Raw genomic sequence first — 21,849 nt, forward strand, 5'->3', positions numbered from 1 at the left:
AAATTAGATACTATTTGTATCACTTTTTGTATATTTGCTGATACAAATTGTATCAATGTCTATTTTTTCAGATAATATCAGGTTTTTAAGAACTCAGAAAAACTTATCCCAACAGGAAATTGCGGATGATCTTTCGATGAGCAGGGTTCGTTATTCTAAATATGAAGACGGACGTTCTGAAGCGCCTTATGAGATTTTGATTAGAATTTCAAAATATGTCAATATAAGTATTGACCTGCTTCTCACCGTTGACATTCGAAAATACTCTTTAGAAAATATATTAAAACTTCCCGATAACAGAATTGTCCTGCCTGTGATTGTCGATCCTGAAGGAAACAATTTTATCGAGATAATTCCGCATAAAGCTTCAATGGGATACCTAACAGGCTATAGTGATCCCGGATATATAGAAAGCCTACAGAGAATTTCTTTACCTTTTTTATCCAACGGAAAATACCGCGCATTTCCTGCTGACGGTGATTCCATGCCCCCGTTTATGGACGGTTCTTATATCATTGGAAAATATGTTGAAAAGCTGCAGGATCTGAAACCGGGCAAAGCATACATTTTTGTGACCCGAAATGAGGGCATTACCTACAAAACATTGATGTCGGGAAATAAGAAATCAATAACCGTATGTGCCGACAATTCATTTTACGATCCGTATGAGATTCTATTATCTGATATTCTGGAAGTATGGCTGTATGTTTGGGGGCTTCTGCCTGAGGATTACAGAAAATACAATTCCACAGATAGCATGAGTGTCCAGGATATGTTCCTGGAACTTAGAAAGGATATTAAAAAACTGAATGAGAAATTATGAGTGTGATAGTCTTTTCTTACGTCGTAGGTAGCAAAACTATAATTGTTTGATTATAAATTACAGGAGGTCATCTATCGTCTTAATTTACCAATAAGAAATTGCATCGCTTTATCGATCTGATTTCCGATAGCTGAACCGGACATTTTCATCTCCACTGCAATTTCCTTTCTCGTTTTTCCTTCCAGCTTATTCTTCAAAAAAATTTCTTTCCGTCTGGCAGGGATGAGTTCTAATGCGGCATACAATTGTTCCAGCCTCTCTTCTTTCTCTATTTTATATTCCAATTCTTCCACGGAACAATCGATCAGAGTAGACTCTGTATTCTCCAGTGAAATGGTCTGCGTACGCATTTGCTGATATCCGCTTTTATAAAACTTATAAATTTCCTGCCGGCATGCCTTAATAATCAATCCCCGATCTTTTCCATCCTGCTTAATGCTCTTTCTGTATTTCCACAGGTGTACAAAAACTTCCTGGGCAATATCAAGCGCATCAACTCGGTCTCCCACTTTTTCAAGTATATAAGAGAATATCATCTGACTGTAGCGCTCAAATACTTCCTTAAAGAAGTTATCATATGTTTTTCTAAAGCTGAACATTTTTATAATACCATCCGGCAATCAGTTTTGGGGTTAATTATATTGTGCTGCCTATATGTTGTCAATATATAATCTATGAGGATACTTTCATAAGGGATTGATAGGTCCTGCCTTAATTTTCTGTTTTTCTTTTATCAATCAAGAACCTTTACTTTATAAACGACACTTCTTCTCAGCTATGAAAATATTAACCCTAATAAGATTTTTACAGCAATATAGAAACAATAAGCTAACAAATATAGTAATTTTTCAACATATCAAACTTTTACATACTAACGGGTAAGGACATATTAAAACACGAAAATAAAATTAACACAAACCCGTATTCTTATCTCCTTTATAAAGGTTGTAACCGGCTATAAATATTCATTGTTAACTCAGGGAATTAATTATTGCATCTTCTTAGTAAATGATCTTATTGTTTACGGTATTTAGTTATTGCAATCTCTTTTTTGCCTTTCTGCCTGTATTAACCGCTTATCGCTTCCCCACTTTCCTTTATCCAAAGTCAGCCGATATGCTTTTTGTTCTCATTTCTGGAGCGAAAGTATTTCCGTGCTCTTAACGCACAGGCAAGGTCGGGGCCTTATGGTTTGGAAAAAAATCTCCACCCTAACGGGTAGTATTTTTTCCCAAAACCTTGCCTTTTGCTAAGCACGGGTCTTTCTGGCTCCCGAAAAGAAAACAAAGCATACTCCGGCTCTTTAGACGAATAAAAAAAATGTCAGCTATGAAACGGTTCAATACAAATACAGGCAGAAAGGTGAAAAGAAACAGCACCTCCTCTCATTACCGAATAAATCGGGAAAAATCAGGGAGCCTGAAAGTAACCGAAACCGCACAGGATAGCGCAGAAATCAATCTACACAAATTCACAAACTTAAAAATCAACATCATGAACATCATCGGAAGACTAACAAAAGATGCGAAGGTGTATACCACCTCAAAGGACAAACAGGTCGTGAACTTCTCCCTAGCTGTGAACGACAGTTATCGAAACAAACAAGGCGAACGCATAGAACAAACCGCCTTTTTTGACTGCGCGTACTGGCTCAGTACTGGCGTTGCCCAACACCTTACTAAAGGAACACTGGTTGAACTTTCAGGAAGAGTAAGCGCGAGAGCGTGGACAAACGCTAACGGTGAAATCCGTGCAGGACTCAACTTCCACACTTCGGAAATAAAATTCTATACAGGCTCTAAGAAATCACAAACCTCGCAGGATACTGCAGGAAGTGAAAACAGCAACGTGGTAGCCTATGGAATCACGGACGATCTCCCTTTTTAATTACCAATCAGTAGAACCCAAATAGTATTTAACCCTTTTAAAATCCATTTATCATGGCACATAATTTAAATTTCAACGAAAGAACAGGACGCTATTCATTTTTCAGCGTGAAAGAAAAAGCATGGCACAACTTAGGACAGGTTGTAGACCAATACCCCACAAGCGAGGAAGCGATCAGACACGCAGGACTTGATTATGAAGTTTTAAAAACCCCACTCTATACCAAAGGTTCAGGAATTATCGAAACCGCTGGCGGTATCGAAATAGTATCGAATGAACTTCACGTACCCGACTACTTTGCCAATATCCGTACCGACAACAATACCGTACTGGGCGTGGTGGGTAAAGATTACCAGATCGTACAAAACCGCGAAGCCTTTTCCTTTTTCGATGCGATTGTAGGCAGTGGCGAGGGGATTCTCTACGAAACCGCAGGAGCATTGGGACAAGGGGAACGTATATTCATTACTGCAAAACTGCCCGATTATATCCGTGTCGGAAATGGCGATGATGTGACAGAAAAGTATATCTTCCTCACTACTTCTCACGATGGCAGTGGCAGTATCACCGCCGCATTCACTCCCATCAGGATTGTTTGTCAGAACACCCTTAACGCTTCGCTTAGAAACATGACCAATGTGGTACGTATCAAGCATACCGCAGGAGCTAAGCAACGTCTGGAAGATGCCCACAAGGTCATGGGACTCGCCAACACAATGAGTAATCAGTTAGAAGGCATTTTCAACAACTGGGCAAAAGTAAAGATCAATGACAGCGAAGTCAGAAAACTTATTCAACTAGCTCTCTGTCCTAATAAAGAAACATTTGACTTACTGGCGAAAGGGGCTGAAGATGAAATTTCTACCTTATTTAAAAATACCGTAGAAGATGCCTTCGCCTATGCCATGACAAGTGATACGCAACAGATGGAAACCACTAAAGGAACGTTATTCGGAGCGTACAATGCGGTAACAGGCTACTATCAGAATGTACGCAACTACAAGAATGATGAAGCTAAACTTCAATCCATCGTACTGGGAGGAACAGCTCAGGCAAAGACCCAAAAGGCTTTTGAACTCTGCACCGCTTTTGCCCTTGAAGGTACTGACACCCTGAATTTTAATTAACCTACCACAAGGCAACCGCCTTCGGGTGGTTGCCTTCTCAAAAATTATGCACAACTAAACTCAGAAAAAATGGAAAATCAATTTCAGTTCAGAATACAAAACCTTCTCTCCCAAAAAGGAGATACTATATCTGCACCCACTTCGCCCATGCTCTTTGCGCAGGACATGGCAAAACTGGGAGATGAAAAATTCAACAGGCTGGCAAGAGTTTGGTTTGAGGATGAAACCATCCACCAATATTGGGAGGGTGACGGATATACAGGTCATGACACCCTCATCATAGGCACACAATACAAGAATGACATGCATTTAGGATTATGGGTCGATGAAGGAGTGAGAGGAGTACCTGTAGCAATGGCTTTTCAGTCTGACAAAGAAGCCATTATTACACCTGTATACAAGAAAAAAGAATATCACAAAAAACTTTCAGAAGAGCAGATACAGGAAATTTTCAATTACCTGTTTGATAATACGCACCTGCTGGAAATCAGGCAGGACACAGATATAACAGATGAAAGTAATTCTAATCAGTAATCCCTATTGGTAACTGCCTTCGGGCAGTTGCCTTTTAACAACCTTACAATTAAAATTAAATGATTACAAAAATAAATTGGTTTGGAATTGAAAACCTGATGTATTACAAAGGCAAGAATAAAAAAATGATGGCTCCCCCTGAAGCCCTGCATTTTGCCAGAGAAATGACATTCCCTAATCATGAAGCATTTAACAGGCTTGCAAAAATATGGTTTGAGGATAAAACAATCTTTCAATACAAAATAGACGGGGAATTGACAAGTCATGAGGTATACATGATAGGAGACAGGCTGTCTGAAACAAGACTAACACTCACTTTATGGGTGGACGAGGGAGATAAAGGAGTACCTGTAGCAAGGGCATATCAGACAAAAAGGGATATATATATCATGCAGGCTTACGAGGAAAAAAACTATTACTATAAGCCATCAAAAGCGCAGATACAGGAGATTTTCAACTATCTGTTTGATAACCCCAACCGACTCGAAATAAACCGATTCGAAAGATAACACAGCATCAGAAACACTCTAAAACGCGACAATTGATTCGTTAACCAGTGAACCCAATAAAATGACACGCGCAAACCTTCATATTATATTAAGTAACGGAAAATCCATTATCTGTGTCGCTGAAAATAGTAGCGCACCCGAACAAGGATACATCGTGGAACAGGTAATACTACCTCTTCTTTCAATGGAAGACAGTGAGAAAGAACTGGAATTGCTTGCAGAACACTGTACAATGGATGAAAGACGCGCCAATGCCACCTACCGCTACACCATAGACCTTACCACTAAGGAAGTGAGGTTATTTGAAGAAAACTTCAATTACCGAAAGGAAGCTTTCCATAAAGGCAAAGAGATTACCCATCGATATAACGATTATCTCGAAGCGCTTGACAGGTAGTCTGTCACTCTATGATTATCAATTTTTTCTAAACTAAAATTTCATACAACATGAAACAGAACGCTAACGAAAAGAGATATGATACCCGTGAGAAGAGAATACAATTCCTGAAAAGTAAAGGCAGTATCATCACCTTTAAAAGTCCTTTCTACCCACGTGGAACTGCTAATGGAAGCAGGATACAGATTATAGTGGAGCGAATAAATGAGCAACGTACCGGAGGAATTAAAATTGTCGGAGAGTTCTATGATAGTGACTGGTATGACAGTTTTGACGATTTACTCAATGCTATCGACTGGGATGAAATGGAAGTGATGCATTCATTCTGACAGTTGGTTCACAAATATCGATAATATGTAAAACAAAAAGCAATGAAAATAACAGATTTAAACGGGTATCAAATTGAAATACCCGATCTCAATAGAGCCATACAAATGGCAGAGTTTTTCAAGGATGCAGGGCATTCACCCCCGCATCCTACGGACAAAGAGAGACAGGAATATTGGCGCGATTTCCATGAGAAATTATTGAAGTTAAAAGTAAAAAAGGTAAATCAAAATGAGCAACCTCGCCAATAAAACAGAGTACAAGGCGCTAAACATTATCGCCCGAATGGTAAAGGAGTTTGAAAGGCTTCATTATTTAGATATGACCAAAATAGATGATTTTGATGCAACTCTTGCCAGAAACCTATTGGAAAGTATTATCCATAGCAACGGCTTTAAAGTCAATTATAACAAAAACACCAAAAAACCTTTAATAAAACAGCAATGAATACACAATTTTTTAATCAGATAGGAGAAATGAATCTTAACGGAACTATTCTCTTAACCATTGCCAAAGGAGTGGAAAACAATCTTATTGTATCGGTGACACTTCAAAATGATGGATGCGGGGATGATGCTAAAAACATCATCCCACCACTTACCCTCAAAGGAACTGCTGATGAACTGGATAGCGGTTTTTTTGAAAGAATTACCACGCCCTTGCAGACTACTTCGGGTTTATTGGATAACATGGAAGAGTATATGAAAAAATTAGATGAAACCCGAAAAAATTCCGCAATGGAAAAGGAAAAAACAGACAAAGAGAAAAAAGTGCAAGATGATAAGGAGAAAAAGTACAAAGAAGCCATGTCCAAAGCGGATGCCCTTGAAAAAGAAGGAAAATACAAAGAAGCATGGACGGCACTTCCTAAAACGTCCGAGTATCCCGACCATGCCGAAATCATTCGTAAACGGCAAAATGATTTTGCAAGGAAGTTTGCACCCTCTTTCTTCGATCAGGAAACAGCAGAATAATTGAGTCTAATCATAAAAAAGAAATACTATGTTACTGGCAACACAATTAGAACGGGTATTTATCTTCAAGGATAAAGATCAAGAAATAACCTTAACTGACCCCGAACCCAAATGGAGTACTCAGGCAGTACTGAATTTTTATTCCAATACGTATCCTATCCTGACCACGGCTAAAATATCAGCCCCCATTATCAAAGATGATACCATACAATATCGTTTTGAAAGCGTGATCGGAACCAAAGGTTAACTTAAAATCAATAGCAATGAATTATGACACCTGTTATAACGGGAATGATACAGCTTCCCCAAAACCCAAAGCAAAGAAAACTGCATTACCAATTGGGAGAATTCATCCGATGGATGGAAAGACCCAAAGACGCGGGAGAGATCAAAAAGGACAAACAGCAGTCCGTCCCTGTCTCAATGCTCCCCATGCTTTTCTAAGGACAGCTTTTCTGCCCAGACTGGAAGAAACTGAATTCGTACAGGATTCTAATAAAATGGTTATAACGGAAAGGGATTTTTATAAATCCCTTTCCCACCTATCCGAGCATTACGGGATGGAAATAATACCTACCCAATCTTTGAGTTATCCCATGAATGTCGCAATGGCATTACGGGATGCCGAAGAAAAGCTTAAAAGCAAAGTAAAAGAATTTGGAAAAATAAGATTGTTGAAGGATGAGGAAAAAACCTATCTCACCATTGAAGAACATTACGATACAGGAGCATGTCTCTATTATATTCCCGTCGTACCCTTGTACAGAATGCTGAACGATTCAAAACATAGAGCAAGTGCCATTCTTTTACTGTCAGTTTGTACCTATCTCTATCATATTGCAGATATTCCCTACTACCGTCAGGAAGACTCTTATCTCTTCTGGCAATACGATATACTGAAAGATTGGATAATGCAAGATGAACCCGAAGAAAATGCGGACTATATGGGTGAGATAGATCAGGCAGAAATGATTGGCACTTATATGGAAAAGAAAATCTTCAACCTTTCTAATTTAACCTATTTCGAAAAAAGGCTAACCTCTTTTAAAGCCAAAGACCTTATTGACTGGGATTGCCTGAAAGTAGCCGAAAAAGCTTTTCATCTTTATCAGCAATATCCCAATGAAACGGTTTTCAGAAATATTAGCACCAATGAAGAACTAGAGGAAGAGGAACAAGACGAAATGGTCGCAATGGACAGGTATGTTTCCTTTTATGCGGATTCAAAGGGATGGCTCAGCGAACAGCTTGAGCAGATGATAAACAATGAATTGCAGGAATACGGGGAACTGGAAGAACCTGCCCTTATAAAAAAATTTGACGGAAACCCGATCACAGAAGGCTCCCTAGATTTTGAAAAAAGACTTTTTGCCCTGATGGAAGAACTGGCATTCCTGCTTAATCACTATTAAATACAAACCCATGAACGATATTACTGAACAATTCACATCACTCTACCACCCCACATCAGCACTGATTGTTTATCAATCTGTCGCAAAATACGACAGTGCCAACACGTATATAGAGCATTTTGATATAGACAGAAACGGAACACTGGTTAATGCCCACCCTTTAACAATCAGGGAAGCAGGGAGGCTTTCCAAAGCACTGAAAATACAACAAGAAAAGGAAACCTTTCTTACCCCAAAGGATATTATAGGGAAACATATTCTGTATCTGGATGCTGTAAAAAGTAAAGCGGTATGGTTTACTCCCACAAAGAAAAGACAGCTTCTTTTTACGGAAAAACTGGGAATTCAACAAGGTGAAGCTTTCCTGCCTTCTTTATTATGGTCAGCAGATAGAAACCACCTCTCAGTATTTGCATTGATCAGTAACCGCAGACCTACGCTAAAGGCAACACTCTACAACGCTCCTTTTTTTAATGTCTATGAAAGCGGGAATGTCTGCATGGGAACAGTGGATATTCGAATACAGAAAACTGCATCCCTTGAAGAGTTTACTACTGCATGGGAAGAGTATTTCTTTAATTCCTATTTCAGTCACCTGATGGGAGATTATAACCCCATTAAAGGGAACTGTGTAAGCCTATGGGAAGAGCTTATCTCTACAGGTAAAGCATTTCCGAAAGAAGTCCTTAAAAAAAGCATCATACCCTTAAAATCTTTATTACAATGATACCCGAAATAACGAAAGTCCATTTTACAGACACAGACCTGATTAACCCGACCAATCCCATTACCATTAATGTTATAGGCAGTGGCGGTACAGGTTCTAAAGTATTGACCGCCCTGTTAGAAATGCACCAAAGTCTCATAGCATTGGGACATGCAGGTCTTTCGGTGCGCCTGTGGGATGATGATACCATAACAGAAGCCAATATAGGGAGACAAAGGTTTGCATCCTGCGAATTGGGACTTTATAAATCTGTTGCCCTTATCAATCGTGCTAACCGATGGACAGGGACAAACTGGAAAGCAGAAACAAAAAAATTTTCTTGGGAAAGACAAAACTATTATCCTGAAAATGTGGAAGCCGATATTTATATTTCCTGCGTGGATAGTGTAAAAGCACGTTTCGAAATTGCCTATATGCTAACCTCCAAAAGAAGGCATAATTCCAAACTGAAATACCTCATTGATTTTGGGAACTCAAAGGATTCTGGTCAGGTTATTCTCTCTACTATTGGGAATATCAGACAGCCAACCTCCAAAAAATATGAAACAGTGGCAAACCTTCCCCTTGTCACCGAGGAATTTGCAGACCTCCTGCAACAATCCGAAGCAGAGGATGATACACCGAGTTGTAGTCTTGCGGAAGCATTAGAAAAACAAGATCTTTACATCAATGGAGCGTTAGCGCAATTAGGATGCTCTCTATTATGGGGGCTGTTTCGTAACGGTCTGACCTTTTACAGAGGATTTTTCCTGAATCTGAAGGATTTCCGTTCCCAACCGATCCCGCTCCCCTGAGCGGGGGTCGGCGCGGCAAAAAGACGCATCCTCCCTCACTGGGGTCGGAACCGTCTTTTTGCCCGAAAAACGGTGCAGCCCTTTGACAGAACACCTTCCTTATTTCTCCAAAGCGTTCTGTCAAAAGGCTGCGGCAAATTTTGACGGAACTTTCGGAGTTCCGTTCTTGATGTCATATTCTACTGCTTCTACAATTCAGATATTTATTTGTAAGCTATTGTTTTTTCCAGTTATTCACTGAATTCTAACGTATATACCCATTATTCAAATTCGCTGTCTCCTAAGTCTAAAACCATGATACAAAGCTACCTTTACAGCATAGAATGAGCACACTCCCAAAAGTGCGTGAATTCTTCTTTAACAATATTAATGGTGTAAATACGTCAACCCTACTTCTGCAGGGTTGCACTTTTTTTTATCGTTTAGAGTTTATGCCTGATAGAGTTACCCTTTAGTTCCCGGAAAACTCTTATATAGAAGAATAGTCATCAGAAAATGCCTTAGCTCACACTGCGTGCCATAATATTCCCGATCTCCTAATTAATTTCTTACCGTACAATCTTACCTTTAAGAACTGCAACTCAGAACGAACGTCCGGTGTAAAAACCGGATCATTTTGCTTTTAATCAACCCTGCGCGAAACAGGGTTGATTTTTTTTTTCGACATAGACGATTCCGGTTCTCCAAAGTTTTACCGTCCATCTCCTAAGTAGTTTTCTACCCATTAATCGATCTTTGTTCTATCAAGAAATCAAGTACCATGTTAACCATAAAATATACATTCAAAAGTAATGCTGAAGGAAAGTCACAATATCAAATACACTTTGTCAAACTTCTATAATAAAAGCCGAACAGAAAAAAGATCATGCTATATGATGCTTCTCATTGTTCAATCACTAGCTAATATTTTAACTATGAATACCTTGCTGAAATTCATACAAATGATTCGCCGCTTTATGGGCAGGAAGTCTGCCTATAATATGGATTCACAGTTTCTTATTTTGACACAATAGGTGGCAGTAAAGCTTTGCCTGAGAAGGTACAAACCCACAAATGAGTTGAGCTATGACAAAACCCAAAAGGATAATATGGACAATGATCATCTTATCTTTCTCAGAAACGCTCAGCTCACTCACTATCTCTTACGTACGAACAAATAATATGGTAAAAATTCTCCATAAAGATATTCTGATCAGAAACAAATGATGAGATCGACCCCGCAGTCTCATTGTTACTATAAAAGCGCGGGTAAAACATTAATCATTCATAAAAAACCTTAAAATTATGAAACGTGCCAAAATCGTTTTAGCAGGTGTAGCCCTGTTTGCAGTAATCGGTGGAGCTTTCGCTTTTAAAGCTTCAAGAGTTCCGCAACCACTGTTCACTGAAAACGCTGCAGGAATCTGTAATGTTCCAACTACGTTGTTCCTTACGCTGACTCCTCCAACTCCTGGACAGCTGCCAATTACTACTACCGATTTGTATTATACAACTCGTCTCACTACATCCTGTCCACTCACTACCTGGTATACAATCAATTGATATAATTGATGAAAAGAAGGGGCTATATTGCTATAGCCCCTTTCTTTTATTACAATAATCAGTTCACTCTTGTTATCTACCCCGGTATCAGACTCTCCTATACAATTCCAGAAGGTCTTCACAAGAAGACCAAAGTAAGCCGCTTCCGCCAATTAATTATTTCTGCCGGCAAAAGTAGATCAACTGCTCATCATTTGTCTTTTACCACAAAAGCATCAAGATTATGAAACGTGCCAAAATTATTCTCTTTGCCACAGTGCTGTTGGCTGTAGTTGGCGGTACTGTAGCTTTCAAAGCAACAAGGATCCCACAACAACTCTATTTCAATAATGCAGCCGGAATTTGTACGCTACCTACTACTTTGCCCTTAACCTTACAGCCTCAGATCCCCGGACAGCCCATTTTTACCGTAACCAATTTATATTACACCACTCGACTCAACACATCATGCCCGTTAACGACCTGGTATACGATCAATTAATTCAATCGACAAAAAGAAGGGGCTATATTGCTATAAACCCCTTCTTTTAATTTCTTGTATAAATCAATTCTCTTTTGTCATCCATTCCGGCATCGGCTTGCCTTTTAGATAATGGTCAAAAAACTCTTGCTGTCTCACACAATAATCCAACGCACTTTCACCGCCTACCCCATGAATCCCTTCCAGATATTCCAAAAACCAAACCTTCTTTCCCTGCCTGCGAAGCGCAGTAAATAACTCGATCGATTGTCCAATCCCAATTAAACCATCATGGGTAGTATTCATCATGAGTAAGGGAGTTTCAATGTTACTGCTTACCATCACGGGGGAGTTTTCTACAAATAAATCAGGTCTTTCCCATAACATGCTCCCCATCCTGTATTGACTAAGCTCATGCTGCGAAAATGTATTTAAACTCAGCGTTCCAAACTGACTGATCAAATCCGTAAGTCCGGCACCTGCACTTGCTGCTGCAAATTTCTTGGTATGAGTCACCAAATAATACGTCAGGTAGCCTGCAAAGCTAAAACCCTCTATCCCAAGCCGTGTACTGTCAACATAAGCAAATTCGCCAAAGTATCCTGCTGCCGATTCCAGCGTTTGAAGCGCACTTTTTCCGGTATATCCCGTCTTAAAATCAATATCAACCAAAGCAACAAGATACCCGCGACTGACATAATAGGGGATATTGATGGATGCTCCATAATATAATGCATCAGGAGTAATATAAGCATGTAATCCATCGGATTTTCTATCGTAATAATGGAAGATAACAGGGTATTTCTTTGTAGAATCAAAGTCATAAGGTTTGTATAATATCCCCTGTGCCAGAGTACTGTCAGGTCTTCGCCAGGAATGGAGTTCTGAAGTATACCAGTTGAATCCCCTCTCAGGATGCAAATCACTTATCTTTTTTAAATGGATAAAGTCTTTTGTCAGGTAAAGGTTTCCAAATTCTGATGCTGTCATTCTCTTTATCAGATACACATCAGCGAACTGAGCCTTTACAGGGACGAAATTACATTCCGCAGGAGGAAAATCGGTTCCGGATTTTACCTGCGAAACATCAAACAAATAAGGTCCGAAAGAGAGTTTTTGCAGATCACCTCCGATGGTAACCTTATAGAACCCGTTGTCTTTGTTGACCGTATTTAGGGCCGTTAATAAAAGCTCATTTCTGTTTTTAAATGGTCGAAGACCGGTCTGATTAAAGCTCAGCGCAAAAACTGTTTTTGTTTTTTCCCCAATTCCGTCAGTCAGACAATATCCATCCTTTTTCCCTGTCGGATCAAAAGCATAAATATCGTACCTGTCGTAGAGTAAAACAAGCTGGTCATCGGGAAGCCACCCGGCCACACCTCTTACCACTTTACTTGCGTGAGAAGTCCAGGTTGCCCCGTTGATACCCTTTGTGACCGGATATATCTGGCCGGTAGAAATACTATATGCATAATATGCTTTCAACCTGTAATCAAAATACAACAGATATTTGCCTTCAGGAGAGGCAGAAACCTGCTGATTATCCAGTGCAGGTATATGGCTTCTTTTAAAATCAGTGGTTGATAAAAGGTAATAACCGTGTGAACATGCCTTATTCCAATTCGCATCACTTACATGACAATCACCTTCCTGCTTTCGGATCAGAATTTTCCCAGGTCCAATCTCTGCAGCCTGCTCATTAGGCTGTTCTATTCTGTGGACTGCCCCGTCAGAAAGGGAGACTGCATATAAATAATATTGTATCCGTCCATGAGTTTGATCACGAACAGTTTTAAGCTGCTGATCCAGATAGCTCCATATTCTTACGTAACGTTGCAGGGTGTCTTTGGTATACCCATTTGTCTCCAACGGATTTCTGGCATAAAAGAATAAAAACCTGGAATCTTTACTCAAACCTTGGATCCGTTCCACCTTCACATTGAGACTATCCAGCCGTCTCCTGAATAAATGGTTTACGGATTGCTCTGTTAATTGGTAAACATCAACATACAGGTTTCCTGACTGATCCTCTGTTCGGGTAAAGAATTGTAACGTTCTTTCATTAGATTCAAAAGACTGAACCTTTTTTCCGCTCCAAATCGTTCTTTGTATTCCATCTCTCAGATTAATATGCTCCAATGTAACGACAGAATCACTCTTTTTTTCGACAATGAGCCTGCGGCCTTCTGCCCAAAAGCGAATACTAGCGATTGAATCATACTCAAAATGCTTACCAGTACTAAGGTTTAATGCTGCCATCACATTCGATAATCCTGATTTTAACATCAACAGCCAGTCATTGGTTCTATCACGGATGAACTGGTAACTCCGTACACTGTCAATCTCCTTTCTATTTTGAGTATTCAAATCAACGATGGTTATCGATTCCTTACCTTCAACGCTATATACCAAAAACCGAGAATTCATTGCAAAATTGAAGTCCCTGACGTTTTCAATTTCAAAAGCAGCAGATTGATCAAAGCTTCTGACACATAGCCTGCTGGTCGGGCCTGCATCCGATCTGATGAGATAGGCTGCATACTGTCCGTCCGGTGAAAGTGAAGGATAATCCAAAACCGGCCAGTTTTTAATATCGGAGAACTCGATAACCTTATGTTGAGCTGAACCACAGAAAAAAGACAATATATACAACAGAAAATGCCAGTTTTTCGCTAATCTGTTAAGGGTTACTATCATATTGAATATTTGTATGAGTAAACAGTTAAAAATTACCGCTCATTGCTGCTATAGGATTTCATGTAAACAGTAGGAGGGCGGACTTCATTAAAAAAGGCACCATACTGCTATAGTGCCTTCTACTTATACAACAGACGAAAACACTACCAGGTCTTTTGACCCAATCTCAGTTTATCCCGGTTGGTGACAAATTGAGCCTGATTATTAGACAGCTTCACCGCCTTTTCTGCCCACCTGATGGCATCATTCTTCATCCCGATCTTAAAGAGGATACCCGCGTAGGTGTCGGCATCATAAGGATTATCCTGTGAAAATTTGTCGATATTATACTTCATCGTCACCAAAGCGGTTTGTAAAACAAGTGGATCTTCAATATGTTCTACCACCGGCCAGCTTATATTATTGATATGATATTCACTCCTTGTGATGGCCGTTTGATAATACAGGGAATAATATTTCCCAAACTTCTCCCAGTTCTTTTTTCCAAAGTAATACATCATCAACTCACCATATAGCTTTTCGGCCCCTACAACACCATACTTATTCGAAATAACAGGGATCATTGATTCCAAACTATCGGAATGACCCGCATCTATTACAGGTTTAATTTCACTTCTGTATACCCACCTTCGAATCATCCCTTCCGCGTAATTGGCGCCGAGGGTAGCATTGATTTGCTGTGTATTGTTGAGAAAGACATTGAAACCCGGATCTTTTACAGATACTGTGACAAACACTAAAAATGTAAGGTTGCCGACTGAGTAAGGATCTCTAATAATACTCAGGTACTCACCGGTCAACTGCCTTGCTTTTACCCAATTGCTGTCTCTAAAAGCTCTCAAAGTCAGTTGCCGGAGAAGAACCGAATCTTTTCTGCCATTCTCATATAGCCTGGAAAGAACTTCATATTTCTTAGCTTCAATATCAGCATCATAAGTAACTGAACCCAAGACCGAGGTAAAAGGACTTTGAGTACCCTCACCGGTTAACTTTCGGTTGATCTCCCATAATTCAGCAGGATGTATTTTGATTACTTTCCGGTCATAGGTCATCAGACCATTCTCTTCACCTTCCACGTCGAATGGTTCAGTGTAGATACTTCCTGAGAGGCCTTCAGATTCCAATCTTTTAACAGAATCAATCATTGCTGAGTATTTGAGTTTGAGATCACGTACTGAAGCCTGGATATATCCCCACCCTTTCAGATCATCCCACTGATGGCCCGTAATGGAAACACCGGTTCCCCCGTATTCTCCACAAACCTGCGCTTTGCCCTCGAGTTTCATACCAAGCTTCGGAAAAGGATAGCTATGCACATCGGTCACATCAGATCCTGTATAGGGTTCTTTGCTGCTTTCCCGCAGCTTATTATCTACATATAAATATTCTCCGGAATGCCCGTTAATAATTCGTGTAGGATCATTGGATCGGATCATATCGCAAACTCTCTTTTGGTCAAACTGTCCCCATCTTTCGTTAAAGACCACCCACATAATAATAGACGGATGATTATACAGTTGATGTACAATTTCGACGGATTGTTTCTCAAATGCAGCTTTAGCACCCTCCGGTAATCCCTGGTTCGGATTCACCATATCCTGCCAAACCAACAAACCAAGCTTATCTGCATAATAATACCACAGCTCCGGCTCTACTTTGATATGCTTTCTGATGGTATTATACCCCATCTGCTTAATCGCTTTGACATCAAACTCCATAGCACTGGCAGTGGGCGCCGTGTATAGTCCCTCAGGCCAAAAACCCTGATCTAACACCCCGTGATTAAAGATGTATTTATTATTTAAAAAGATACGGCTGATTCCGGAAGCATCTTTTGCAATTGAAACTTCCCTGAATCCGAAATAGCCTGATACACTGTCCTTCGTCTTATGGTTTCCAATGAGTTTGATGCTGAGGGTATATAAAAATGGAGCATCAGGCCACCAGAGCTTTGGACTCACCAAAGGGATTCTAATCTGCTGATTACTTTTACCGCGGCCTCTTGCAACAACACTATTCCCGTCCTTAATAATCACTTCCACCACACCATCTTCCGGGCTCTTTACGCTGCATTCAACGGTACCGACGTCCACACGGGACTTAATTGTATAACTATTTATAAAATTCTCCGGAACAGTCTCCACCCAAACCGTTTGCCAAATCCCTGAGCTTGCCGTATAGTAGATATTACCGGGAGTAAGGACTTGCTTTCCATGCGGCCCTTTACCTATGTTTGTAGGATCATAGACCTTAACTACGATGTCGTTATCTCCTTTCACCAGATACTTACTGATATCAAAGGAAAATGAAGTATATCCACCCTCGTGCATGCCCACTTCCTTACCATTGATAAATACCCAGGCTTTATAATCCACCGCACCAAAATGCAGCAGGACTTTATCGGTATTTTGAAAAGAATGCCGGAATTTCCTTCTGTACCATAAGAACTGATTCGGAGACAATTTCTCTTTGATACCTGAAAGTGCCGATTCTACCGGGAATGGAACAAGGATTTCTTTTGTATACCTGGAAGGCTCCTGAGCAGAGGTGTCGGAAAAAGCGATTTGCCATAGTCCGTTCAAATTTGTCCAGTTTCCCTTTCTCACCATCTGCGGCCTTGGATATTCCCGATACACGTTACCGGGAGTCACCGAATCAGCCCATATCGTTTTGACCGCCACATCAGCTGCCCTCCATTCCTTTGCCTTTTGTCCAAAGCAATACCCGGTGCTGCTTGTAGCAATGAGCAGCACCCTTGCAAAATTTCGTACACTAATCATTAGGAATTGTTTGTTTTTTATTTTACTTCAACCAAATACTTACACCCCGCCTTTAATATCCCGGGTTCTGCTGTCCCCGCAATCCAAGATTTATGTTGATATCGGCCTGAGGAATGGGATACAGTTCATCATTGATGGTCCAGCTTGCTCCTTTGACTGGCTGGAGAATAGCCGTGGCTTTTCCTGTCCTCTTCAAATCGAGCCAGCGGTGTCCCCATTCGGTAAAAAGCTCACTTCTACGTTCCTGCAGGATTTTATTCAGAATCTGATCCTGGCTACCAGATTGGATAGAAGCTACACCCGCTCTTTGCCGAATGACATTGAGATCACTGAGCGCCTCAATTGTTTTATTCAGATGTGTACGGGCTTCGGAACGGATCAGGTATAGTTCAGCCAGCCGCATGACTACTGAATACTCTGTAACAGGACTAAAGGATTCGTTATTCTTATATTTCACCGGGAAATAGTAGACCAAACTTCCAACCATTACACTATCCACCCAGCTCCGGCGTTTGTCATCATAAGAAATATACTGGTTGATATTTTCGCTCAAATACACTCGGTAGCTATACGGATCAGGTCCTGTCGGAGGTAGTTTAAATAGGTAAGCTTCGGCAGCATTCGTATAAATATCACTCACAGATTGTATTTGCCAGATCACTTCTTTACTGTCCACCAAAAAAACAGCATGTACAGGTACCGTGTCGTACAGGCCTTTATCTTCTATTACTTCAGACGCTTTATTTTCGGCATTCCCCCAGTCTTTGCCATACAAATAAACACGAGACAGCAAAGCTTTCGCCGCCGCCTTATTAGGAACTACCCGTTTACTGGTGGAGGTTACTTTCGAATTATCAACGTAATTGGTATTGAGTAATGTTTCCGCATTTTTCAGATCAGTGACGATCTGGTCATATACTTTCGCCTTTGGTGATCTGCCTATATTGGAGTTCTTTTTATAATCTGAACTTAAAACCAGCGGAACATCGCCATAAAGATTGACTAAATAGAAGTAGCTGAATGCCCTGAGAAAAAAGCATTCACCCAAAAGCTGATTCCTTACTGCCTCTGAAACCAAGGCATTGTCTGTTAAGCCCTCGATAGAAGAGTTTACAATAAACAGATATGACGAATATATATTCATCCAGAAATCATTACCGGTGGTATTGGTACTGGTCAGCGAATTGGTATAATAGGAAGTATACAACTGGTCTGAAACATTATCAGCAACTTTAAATTCATCAGCAGAAAGGCCTGCAAACTGGGATAAGGACGTAAGGCCGTTATTCATCCCCTGGCTACTCATTGTTGTGTATATCGCGTTAACGGCTGATATGGCCGTAGCATCGGAGGTAAAGACCACGTCACCGCTAATACTGGTTAAGGGAGGATCGACCTCTACTAGCTTTGTACAACCAGTAACTGCAAGAAATAAAGCCAGTCCAACCACACGAATATTATTTTTATAATGAAATGTTTTTTTCATCTTAATTATTTTAGAAGGTGAGTTGAAAACCGGCAGTAAGTACCCGTAAAGGAGGCAGGGAAACCGAAGACTGCGACTCCGGATCTAACCCTTTATAAGAAGTGATCGTCAATACATTTTGCGCATTGATAAATACTCTTCCATTCTCCAGAGATAGTCCCTTTCTGAATGAAGCTGGCAGTGTCCATGATAAAGAAACATTTTTTAAACGGATATAAGACCCATCTACATAAAAAGCATCGCTATTAAACATATTATAATAAGCTCCTATTGTCTTAAAATCAGTAGCCGTGACTTTTTGGAAGGGTTTTATGTCCCCCGGTTTTTGCCATCTGTCAAGAAGCGAAGCCGGTTGGTTGACCATATTAACGCCCGGTATTTCCGGCCAATACCGTGGAGCCACCTGCTTAACAAATTGAAATAAAAAATCGAGCTGTATTCCTTTATAACTGATGGTATTTCCAAACCCGCCGAAGAATTTTGGATCCCTGTTAATCACCACCGTTCTATTGGCGGGATCGGCATTAGGATCATCGGTTAAATCACCTTTCTGGTCAGCATACCGATAATACCCATCTTTACTATCAACACCTCTATACGCATAGGCCTTAAGAATATTAATCGGTTGCCCGATCACAAAATCGGTCGCATAAATCGAAGTACTTAAATCATCAAATCTTTTCAGCCTGTTTCTGGAAACGGTGATGTTAAAAGTGCTGCTCCATTTAAAGTCTTTTTTACTGATATTAACGGTATTAACCAGAACCTCCAGCCCTGAATTACGAACCACTGCAGGTAAGTTAACATCCAAATATCTGGGACCGGCCGTTGAGGGTAATTGTGCAAAGTAAATCAGGTTCGATGAACGATTCGAAAAATAATTGCCGGTTAGAAGAATGCGATCTGAAAAAAGTCCTAAATCAAGACCTAGCGAAAGCTTTTTGGTTTCTTCCCATTGTACATAAGGATTGGAAAGCTTATTCTGAATCAACGAAGAACCTCCCCCATAAGGAACAGGTGGCGTATTATAATTATATAGGCTCAAATAGGTATAATCTCCAATCTGATCATTCCCTGTGATTCCATAGCTCATACGAATTTTTCCGAAATCAATAACCTTGGATAAAGAGCTGAAAAATTTCTCACTGGAGAATAGCCAGGCAGCACCCACAGCACCGAAATTATGAAAGCGGTTCGCGGAGCCGTAACGGCTGCTTCCGTCCCTGCGTCCGGAGAGATTCAGGATATATTTGTCTTCAAGGTTGTAATTAATCCGAAAGAAACCGGCATTGTATTTATACCTGGAAATAATCGTAAAACCAGGAGGTATAGATACTGAAGTCGCTGCCCCAACATTTTCCAGAACGCCATCACTTGCATAGCCTGTACCGTTAATCAGCTTCCTGTTGCTATTCATCTGCTGAACAGTTGCCCCAGCAAGTGCACTCAATTTTGAAGTGCTGAACTGATGTTCGAAACTAAGTTGCGGTTCAACAAGCCATGTTTTAACGGTATTATTTCCATAACTGGCGGTCCGGGTAACATAAACAGCATACTCGGGAGCCCAGACAGATACCGGATTTGTGATCAGCTCATCAGTGGACAACGAATTATAACCGATGTTCGTTTTAAAAGTCAGTGTTCTTAGTATATTGTAATTAAGGGCCGCATTAGCAATCACATTATCCGTTTTGGATTTGTATAAAGCAGTGATCTTAGCAAGAGGATGGCTGGTTCCCAACGTCGAATACCCGCGGTCATTTACTCCCCAATTCAAACTGCCGTCAGGCTTTCTTAAGTCCGGAGCATTGGGAGCTAAAGTCATCGCATTTTTTGTCAGGTCAATGTTAGGCAGTCGATTATCATCATTTAAGAAGCTTCCCGAAAACGTTGCCGAAAACCTCCGGTCGTTTGAAGAAGTACTGACATTAAAATGCACATTGATCTTTTTGTCAGCCAGGTCTGTGGGAAAAACTGTCGTTTCCCTATGGAATCCTGTTCCCACCAAATACTGAACATTTGAACTGCCCCCCGAGAGGCTCACCTGTGCATCATTGTAGTTCGCTTTTCCTCCAATAAGTTCTTTTTGCCAGTCATGTTCCGTTTTGTCACTCCAGGTTCCATTAATATCAAAGTCGTTATCACCTATGGGCTGGCCGTCGTTCATTTTCGTTTCCTTCCTCATTGCGATATACTGCGCGGTGTTCAGGAGCTGCAGTCTGCGTGGAACCTGCCCATAGCCGGTCTGTACATTGAGGGAAACGTGCATAGTACCCGCTTTTCCCTTTTTAGTGGTTATCAGAATAGCTCCATTGGCAGCTCTTGCTCCATAGATTGCCGTAGCATCTGCATCTTTTAGGATGTCGATACTTTCGATATCGGCAGGGTTAATGAATGCTAACGGGTTTCCCGGTATGGCGCTGGCCGATCCCGATGTGCCTAATATACTTCCGAAATTGGGTAACAATTGGGATTGATATGGCACCCCGTCGATGACGTAAAAAGGATCATTTCCCCTGGATATACTATTCTGACCCTGAAGCCGTACTTTGACACCGCTTCCCGCAAAACCGCTCGCCTGTTCAATCATCAGTCCCGGAACCCTTCCCTGTAAGGCCAGCATAGGGTTACCCACGGGCTGATTTTCGATATCTTTAGATTTGATGGAAATCGTATTTTCAGTCGCAAATCTTTTGATCTTTGTCCCATAAGCCACAATGATCGCTTCATCTAATATGCTCGATACAGCTTTAAGGCTGACGGACAAAAAATTGGAACCCGGGATCTGGGATTCAATGGTCGAATAACCCACCATGGAAACTACTGCCGTTCGACTTGATATTTTAACATTACTGATCATAAAGGAACCATCATTTCCGGTTGATGCGCCCTTACCCGTGCCCTTTATAAGGATATTGGCACCGATTAAAGGAGTTCCTCTTTCATCTGTTATCTTACCTCGAACCAGGGCAATCGTATCCATAGGAGCGGCCATAAGATTGGTCTCCGTTTTCTTCTTAATTCCAAAGCTGTTATTCCCCAGATCTGTTACCAAAAAGCCTTTGTTGTCCAGCAGCTGGTGAAGAATTTCGTCGACTGTTTTATTTTTAGCCTCATAACTGATACCCCTGTACGAGGACACATCATCATTCTTGAACCAAATCGTGGTCTCCGCTTTTTTGGCGATCTGCCGCAGGAGATCGGCAAGCGAAGCGTCCCTGACCGATATGGAAATCTTATCTTGAAAAGTACTGCTATAACCCTTCATTTGAAGATCCGGGTACAGGAGGAGCAGTAACAGAATTAATAAGCATAGGCACGTTTGAGCTGGTTTGACAATCGTTTGCATAAATACTTAGTTTGGTTGTAAATG

20 protein-coding genes are annotated in these 21,849 nt (G+C 40.7%); 15 read left to right on the top strand and 5 right to left on the bottom strand.

What is annotated here, in order from left to right; translation table 11 throughout:
• Positions 1-55: 55 nt before the first annotated feature.
• On the top strand, positions 56-823 hold the full coding sequence (locus tag BMX24_RS08730) for an XRE family transcriptional regulator (protein ID WP_089791638.1): 768 nt from the start codon (positions 56-58) through the stop codon (positions 821-823).
• Between the two features lie 71 nt (positions 824-894).
• Here BMX24_RS08730 and BMX24_RS08735 read toward each other — a convergent pair whose 3' ends face one another.
• The gene (locus BMX24_RS08735; RefSeq protein ID WP_089791639.1) at positions 895-1,422 is read right to left on the bottom strand and encodes an RNA polymerase sigma factor; all 528 of its coding nucleotides are present in this window, start codon (positions 1,420-1,422) and stop codon (positions 895-897) included.
• An 895-nt stretch (positions 1,423-2,317) separates the two neighbouring features.
• Here BMX24_RS08735 and BMX24_RS08740 point away from each other — a divergent pair.
• From BMX24_RS08740 to BMX24_RS08800, 14 genes are all read left to right on the top strand, one after another.
• Positions 2,318-2,710, top strand: a complete 393-nt coding sequence (locus tag BMX24_RS08740) for a single-stranded DNA-binding protein (protein WP_089792853.1) — start codon at positions 2,318-2,320, stop codon at positions 2,708-2,710.
• A 53-nt stretch (positions 2,711-2,763) separates the two neighbouring features.
• On the top strand, positions 2,764-3,837 hold the full coding sequence (locus BMX24_RS08745) for a DUF932 domain-containing protein (RefSeq protein ID WP_089791640.1): 1,074 nt from the start codon (positions 2,764-2,766) through the stop codon (positions 3,835-3,837).
• 69 nt (positions 3,838-3,906) lie between these two features.
• On the top strand, positions 3,907-4,371 hold the full coding sequence (locus BMX24_RS08750; RefSeq protein WP_089791641.1) for a hypothetical protein: 465 nt from the start codon (positions 3,907-3,909) through the stop codon (positions 4,369-4,371).
• Between the two features lie 59 nt (positions 4,372-4,430).
• On the top strand, positions 4,431-4,880 hold the full coding sequence (locus BMX24_RS08755; protein ID WP_089791642.1) for a hypothetical protein: 450 nt from the start codon (positions 4,431-4,433) through the stop codon (positions 4,878-4,880).
• 61 nt (positions 4,881-4,941) lie between these two features.
• Positions 4,942-5,277: a penicillin-binding protein gene (locus BMX24_RS08760; protein WP_089791643.1), complete on the top strand. Its 336-nt coding sequence runs from the start codon at positions 4,942-4,944 to the stop codon at positions 5,275-5,277.
• A gap of 50 nt (positions 5,278-5,327) precedes the next feature.
• Entirely contained in the window at positions 5,328-5,606 is a 279-nt protein-coding gene (locus BMX24_RS08765) for a hypothetical protein (RefSeq protein ID WP_089791644.1), read from the top strand.
• Positions 5,607-5,648: 42 nt separating this feature from the next.
• Complete coding sequence (locus tag BMX24_RS08770; protein WP_089791645.1) at positions 5,649-5,855, top strand: 3-isopropylmalate dehydratase; 207 nt, start codon at positions 5,649-5,651, stop codon at positions 5,853-5,855.
• On the top strand, positions 5,836-6,051 hold the full coding sequence (locus BMX24_RS21025) for a hypothetical protein (RefSeq protein WP_139176796.1): 216 nt from the start codon (positions 5,836-5,838) through the stop codon (positions 6,049-6,051). Before BMX24_RS08770 ends, BMX24_RS21025 begins: the two co-directional genes overlap by 20 nt.
• The gene (locus BMX24_RS08775) at positions 6,048-6,578 is read left to right on the top strand and encodes a PRTRC system protein E (protein WP_089791646.1); all 531 of its coding nucleotides are present in this window, start codon (positions 6,048-6,050) and stop codon (positions 6,576-6,578) included. Before BMX24_RS21025 ends, BMX24_RS08775 begins: the two co-directional genes overlap by 4 nt.
• 28 nt (positions 6,579-6,606) lie before the next feature.
• On the top strand, positions 6,607-6,825 hold the full coding sequence (locus tag BMX24_RS08780) for a PRTRC system protein C (protein ID WP_089791647.1): 219 nt from the start codon (positions 6,607-6,609) through the stop codon (positions 6,823-6,825).
• 16 nt (positions 6,826-6,841) lie between these two features.
• Positions 6,842-7,990 carry a hypothetical protein gene (locus BMX24_RS08785; protein WP_089791649.1) on the top strand — a complete coding sequence of 383 codons (1,149 nt, stop codon included), beginning with the start codon at positions 6,842-6,844 and terminating at the stop codon, positions 7,988-7,990.
• A gap of 10 nt (positions 7,991-8,000) precedes the next feature.
• Positions 8,001-8,717 carry a PRTRC system protein B gene (locus BMX24_RS08790; protein ID WP_089791651.1) on the top strand — a complete coding sequence of 239 codons (717 nt, stop codon included), beginning with the start codon at positions 8,001-8,003 and terminating at the stop codon, positions 8,715-8,717.
• The gene (locus BMX24_RS08795) at positions 8,714-9,511 is read left to right on the top strand and encodes a PRTRC system ThiF family protein (protein WP_089791654.1); all 798 of its coding nucleotides are present in this window, start codon (positions 8,714-8,716) and stop codon (positions 9,509-9,511) included. Before BMX24_RS08790 ends, BMX24_RS08795 begins: the two co-directional genes overlap by 4 nt.
• Before the next feature lie 1,284 nt (positions 9,512-10,795).
• Positions 10,796-11,053: a hypothetical protein gene (locus BMX24_RS08800; RefSeq protein WP_089791656.1), complete on the top strand. Its 258-nt coding sequence runs from the start codon at positions 10,796-10,798 to the stop codon at positions 11,051-11,053.
• A gap of 544 nt (positions 11,054-11,597) precedes the next feature.
• On the opposite strand, the gene BMX24_RS08805 is transcribed toward BMX24_RS08800, so the two are convergent.
• The 4 genes from BMX24_RS08805 to BMX24_RS08820 all read right to left on the bottom strand — a co-directional run bounded on the left by BMX24_RS08805 (position 11,598) and on the right by BMX24_RS08820 (position 21,825).
• Positions 11,598-14,210 (bottom strand): alpha/beta hydrolase family protein, encoded by a 2,613-nt coding sequence (locus BMX24_RS08805; protein WP_089791658.1) that lies wholly within the window; start codon positions 14,208-14,210, stop codon positions 11,598-11,600.
• Between the two features lie 143 nt (positions 14,211-14,353).
• Positions 14,354-16,990 carry a glycoside hydrolase family 2 protein gene (locus BMX24_RS08810; protein WP_089791660.1) on the bottom strand — a complete coding sequence of 879 codons (2,637 nt, stop codon included), beginning with the start codon at positions 16,988-16,990 and terminating at the stop codon, positions 14,354-14,356.
• A 52-nt stretch (positions 16,991-17,042) separates the two neighbouring features.
• Positions 17,043-18,296: a RagB/SusD family nutrient uptake outer membrane protein gene (locus BMX24_RS08815; RefSeq protein ID WP_170835675.1), complete on the bottom strand. Its 1,254-nt coding sequence runs from the start codon at positions 18,294-18,296 to the stop codon at positions 17,043-17,045.
• Between the two features lie 190 nt (positions 18,297-18,486).
• Positions 18,487-21,825, bottom strand: coding sequence for a SusC/RagA family TonB-linked outer membrane protein (locus BMX24_RS08820; RefSeq protein WP_089791664.1), 3,339 nt, complete (start codon positions 21,823-21,825; stop codon positions 18,487-18,489).
• Positions 21,826-21,849 lie beyond the last annotated feature (24 nt).

The organism is Chryseobacterium wanjuense (assembly GCF_900111495.1).
Lineage (GTDB): Bacteria > Bacteroidota > Bacteroidia > Flavobacteriales > Weeksellaceae > Chryseobacterium > Chryseobacterium wanjuense.

Bases quoted from the DNA above. Each gene is read 5' to 3' on its own strand.
- BMX24_RS08730 (WP_089791638.1), top strand. From the start codon at position 56: ATGTCTATTTTTTCAGATAATATCAGGTTTTTAAGAACTCAGAAAAAC.
- BMX24_RS08735 (WP_089791639.1), bottom strand. From the start codon at position 1,422: ATGTTCAGCTTTAGAAAAACATATGATAACTTCTTTAAGGAAGTATTT.
- BMX24_RS08740 (WP_089792853.1), top strand. From the start codon at position 2,318: ATGAACATCATCGGAAGACTAACAAAAGATGCGAAGGTGTATACCACC.
- BMX24_RS08745 (WP_089791640.1), top strand. From the start codon at position 2,764: ATGGCACATAATTTAAATTTCAACGAAAGAACAGGACGCTATTCATTT.
- BMX24_RS08750 (WP_089791641.1), top strand. From the start codon at position 3,907: ATGGAAAATCAATTTCAGTTCAGAATACAAAACCTTCTCTCCCAAAAA.
- BMX24_RS08755 (WP_089791642.1), top strand. From the start codon at position 4,431: ATGATTACAAAAATAAATTGGTTTGGAATTGAAAACCTGATGTATTAC.
- BMX24_RS08760 (WP_089791643.1), top strand. From the start codon at position 4,942: ATGACACGCGCAAACCTTCATATTATATTAAGTAACGGAAAATCCATT.
- BMX24_RS08765 (WP_089791644.1), top strand. From the start codon at position 5,328: ATGAAACAGAACGCTAACGAAAAGAGATATGATACCCGTGAGAAGAGA.
- BMX24_RS08770 (WP_089791645.1), top strand. From the start codon at position 5,649: ATGAAAATAACAGATTTAAACGGGTATCAAATTGAAATACCCGATCTC.
- BMX24_RS21025 (WP_139176796.1), top strand. From the start codon at position 5,836: ATGAGCAACCTCGCCAATAAAACAGAGTACAAGGCGCTAAACATTATC.
- BMX24_RS08775 (WP_089791646.1), top strand. From the start codon at position 6,048: ATGAATACACAATTTTTTAATCAGATAGGAGAAATGAATCTTAACGGA.
- BMX24_RS08780 (WP_089791647.1), top strand. From the start codon at position 6,607: ATGTTACTGGCAACACAATTAGAACGGGTATTTATCTTCAAGGATAAA.
- BMX24_RS08785 (WP_089791649.1), top strand. From the start codon at position 6,842: ATGAATTATGACACCTGTTATAACGGGAATGATACAGCTTCCCCAAAA.
- BMX24_RS08790 (WP_089791651.1), top strand. From the start codon at position 8,001: ATGAACGATATTACTGAACAATTCACATCACTCTACCACCCCACATCA.
- BMX24_RS08795 (WP_089791654.1), top strand. From the start codon at position 8,714: ATGATACCCGAAATAACGAAAGTCCATTTTACAGACACAGACCTGATT.
- BMX24_RS08800 (WP_089791656.1), top strand. From the start codon at position 10,796: ATGAAACGTGCCAAAATCGTTTTAGCAGGTGTAGCCCTGTTTGCAGTA.
- BMX24_RS08805 (WP_089791658.1), bottom strand. From the start codon at position 14,210: ATGATAGTAACCCTTAACAGATTAGCGAAAAACTGGCATTTTCTGTTG.
- BMX24_RS08810 (WP_089791660.1), bottom strand. From the start codon at position 16,990: ATGATTAGTGTACGAAATTTTGCAAGGGTGCTGCTCATTGCTACAAGC.
- BMX24_RS08815 (WP_170835675.1), bottom strand. From the start codon at position 18,296: ATGAGTAGCCAGGGGATGAATAACGGCCTTACGTCCTTATCCCAGTTT.
- BMX24_RS08820 (WP_089791664.1), bottom strand. From the start codon at position 21,825: ATGCAAACGATTGTCAAACCAGCTCAAACGTGCCTATGCTTATTAATT.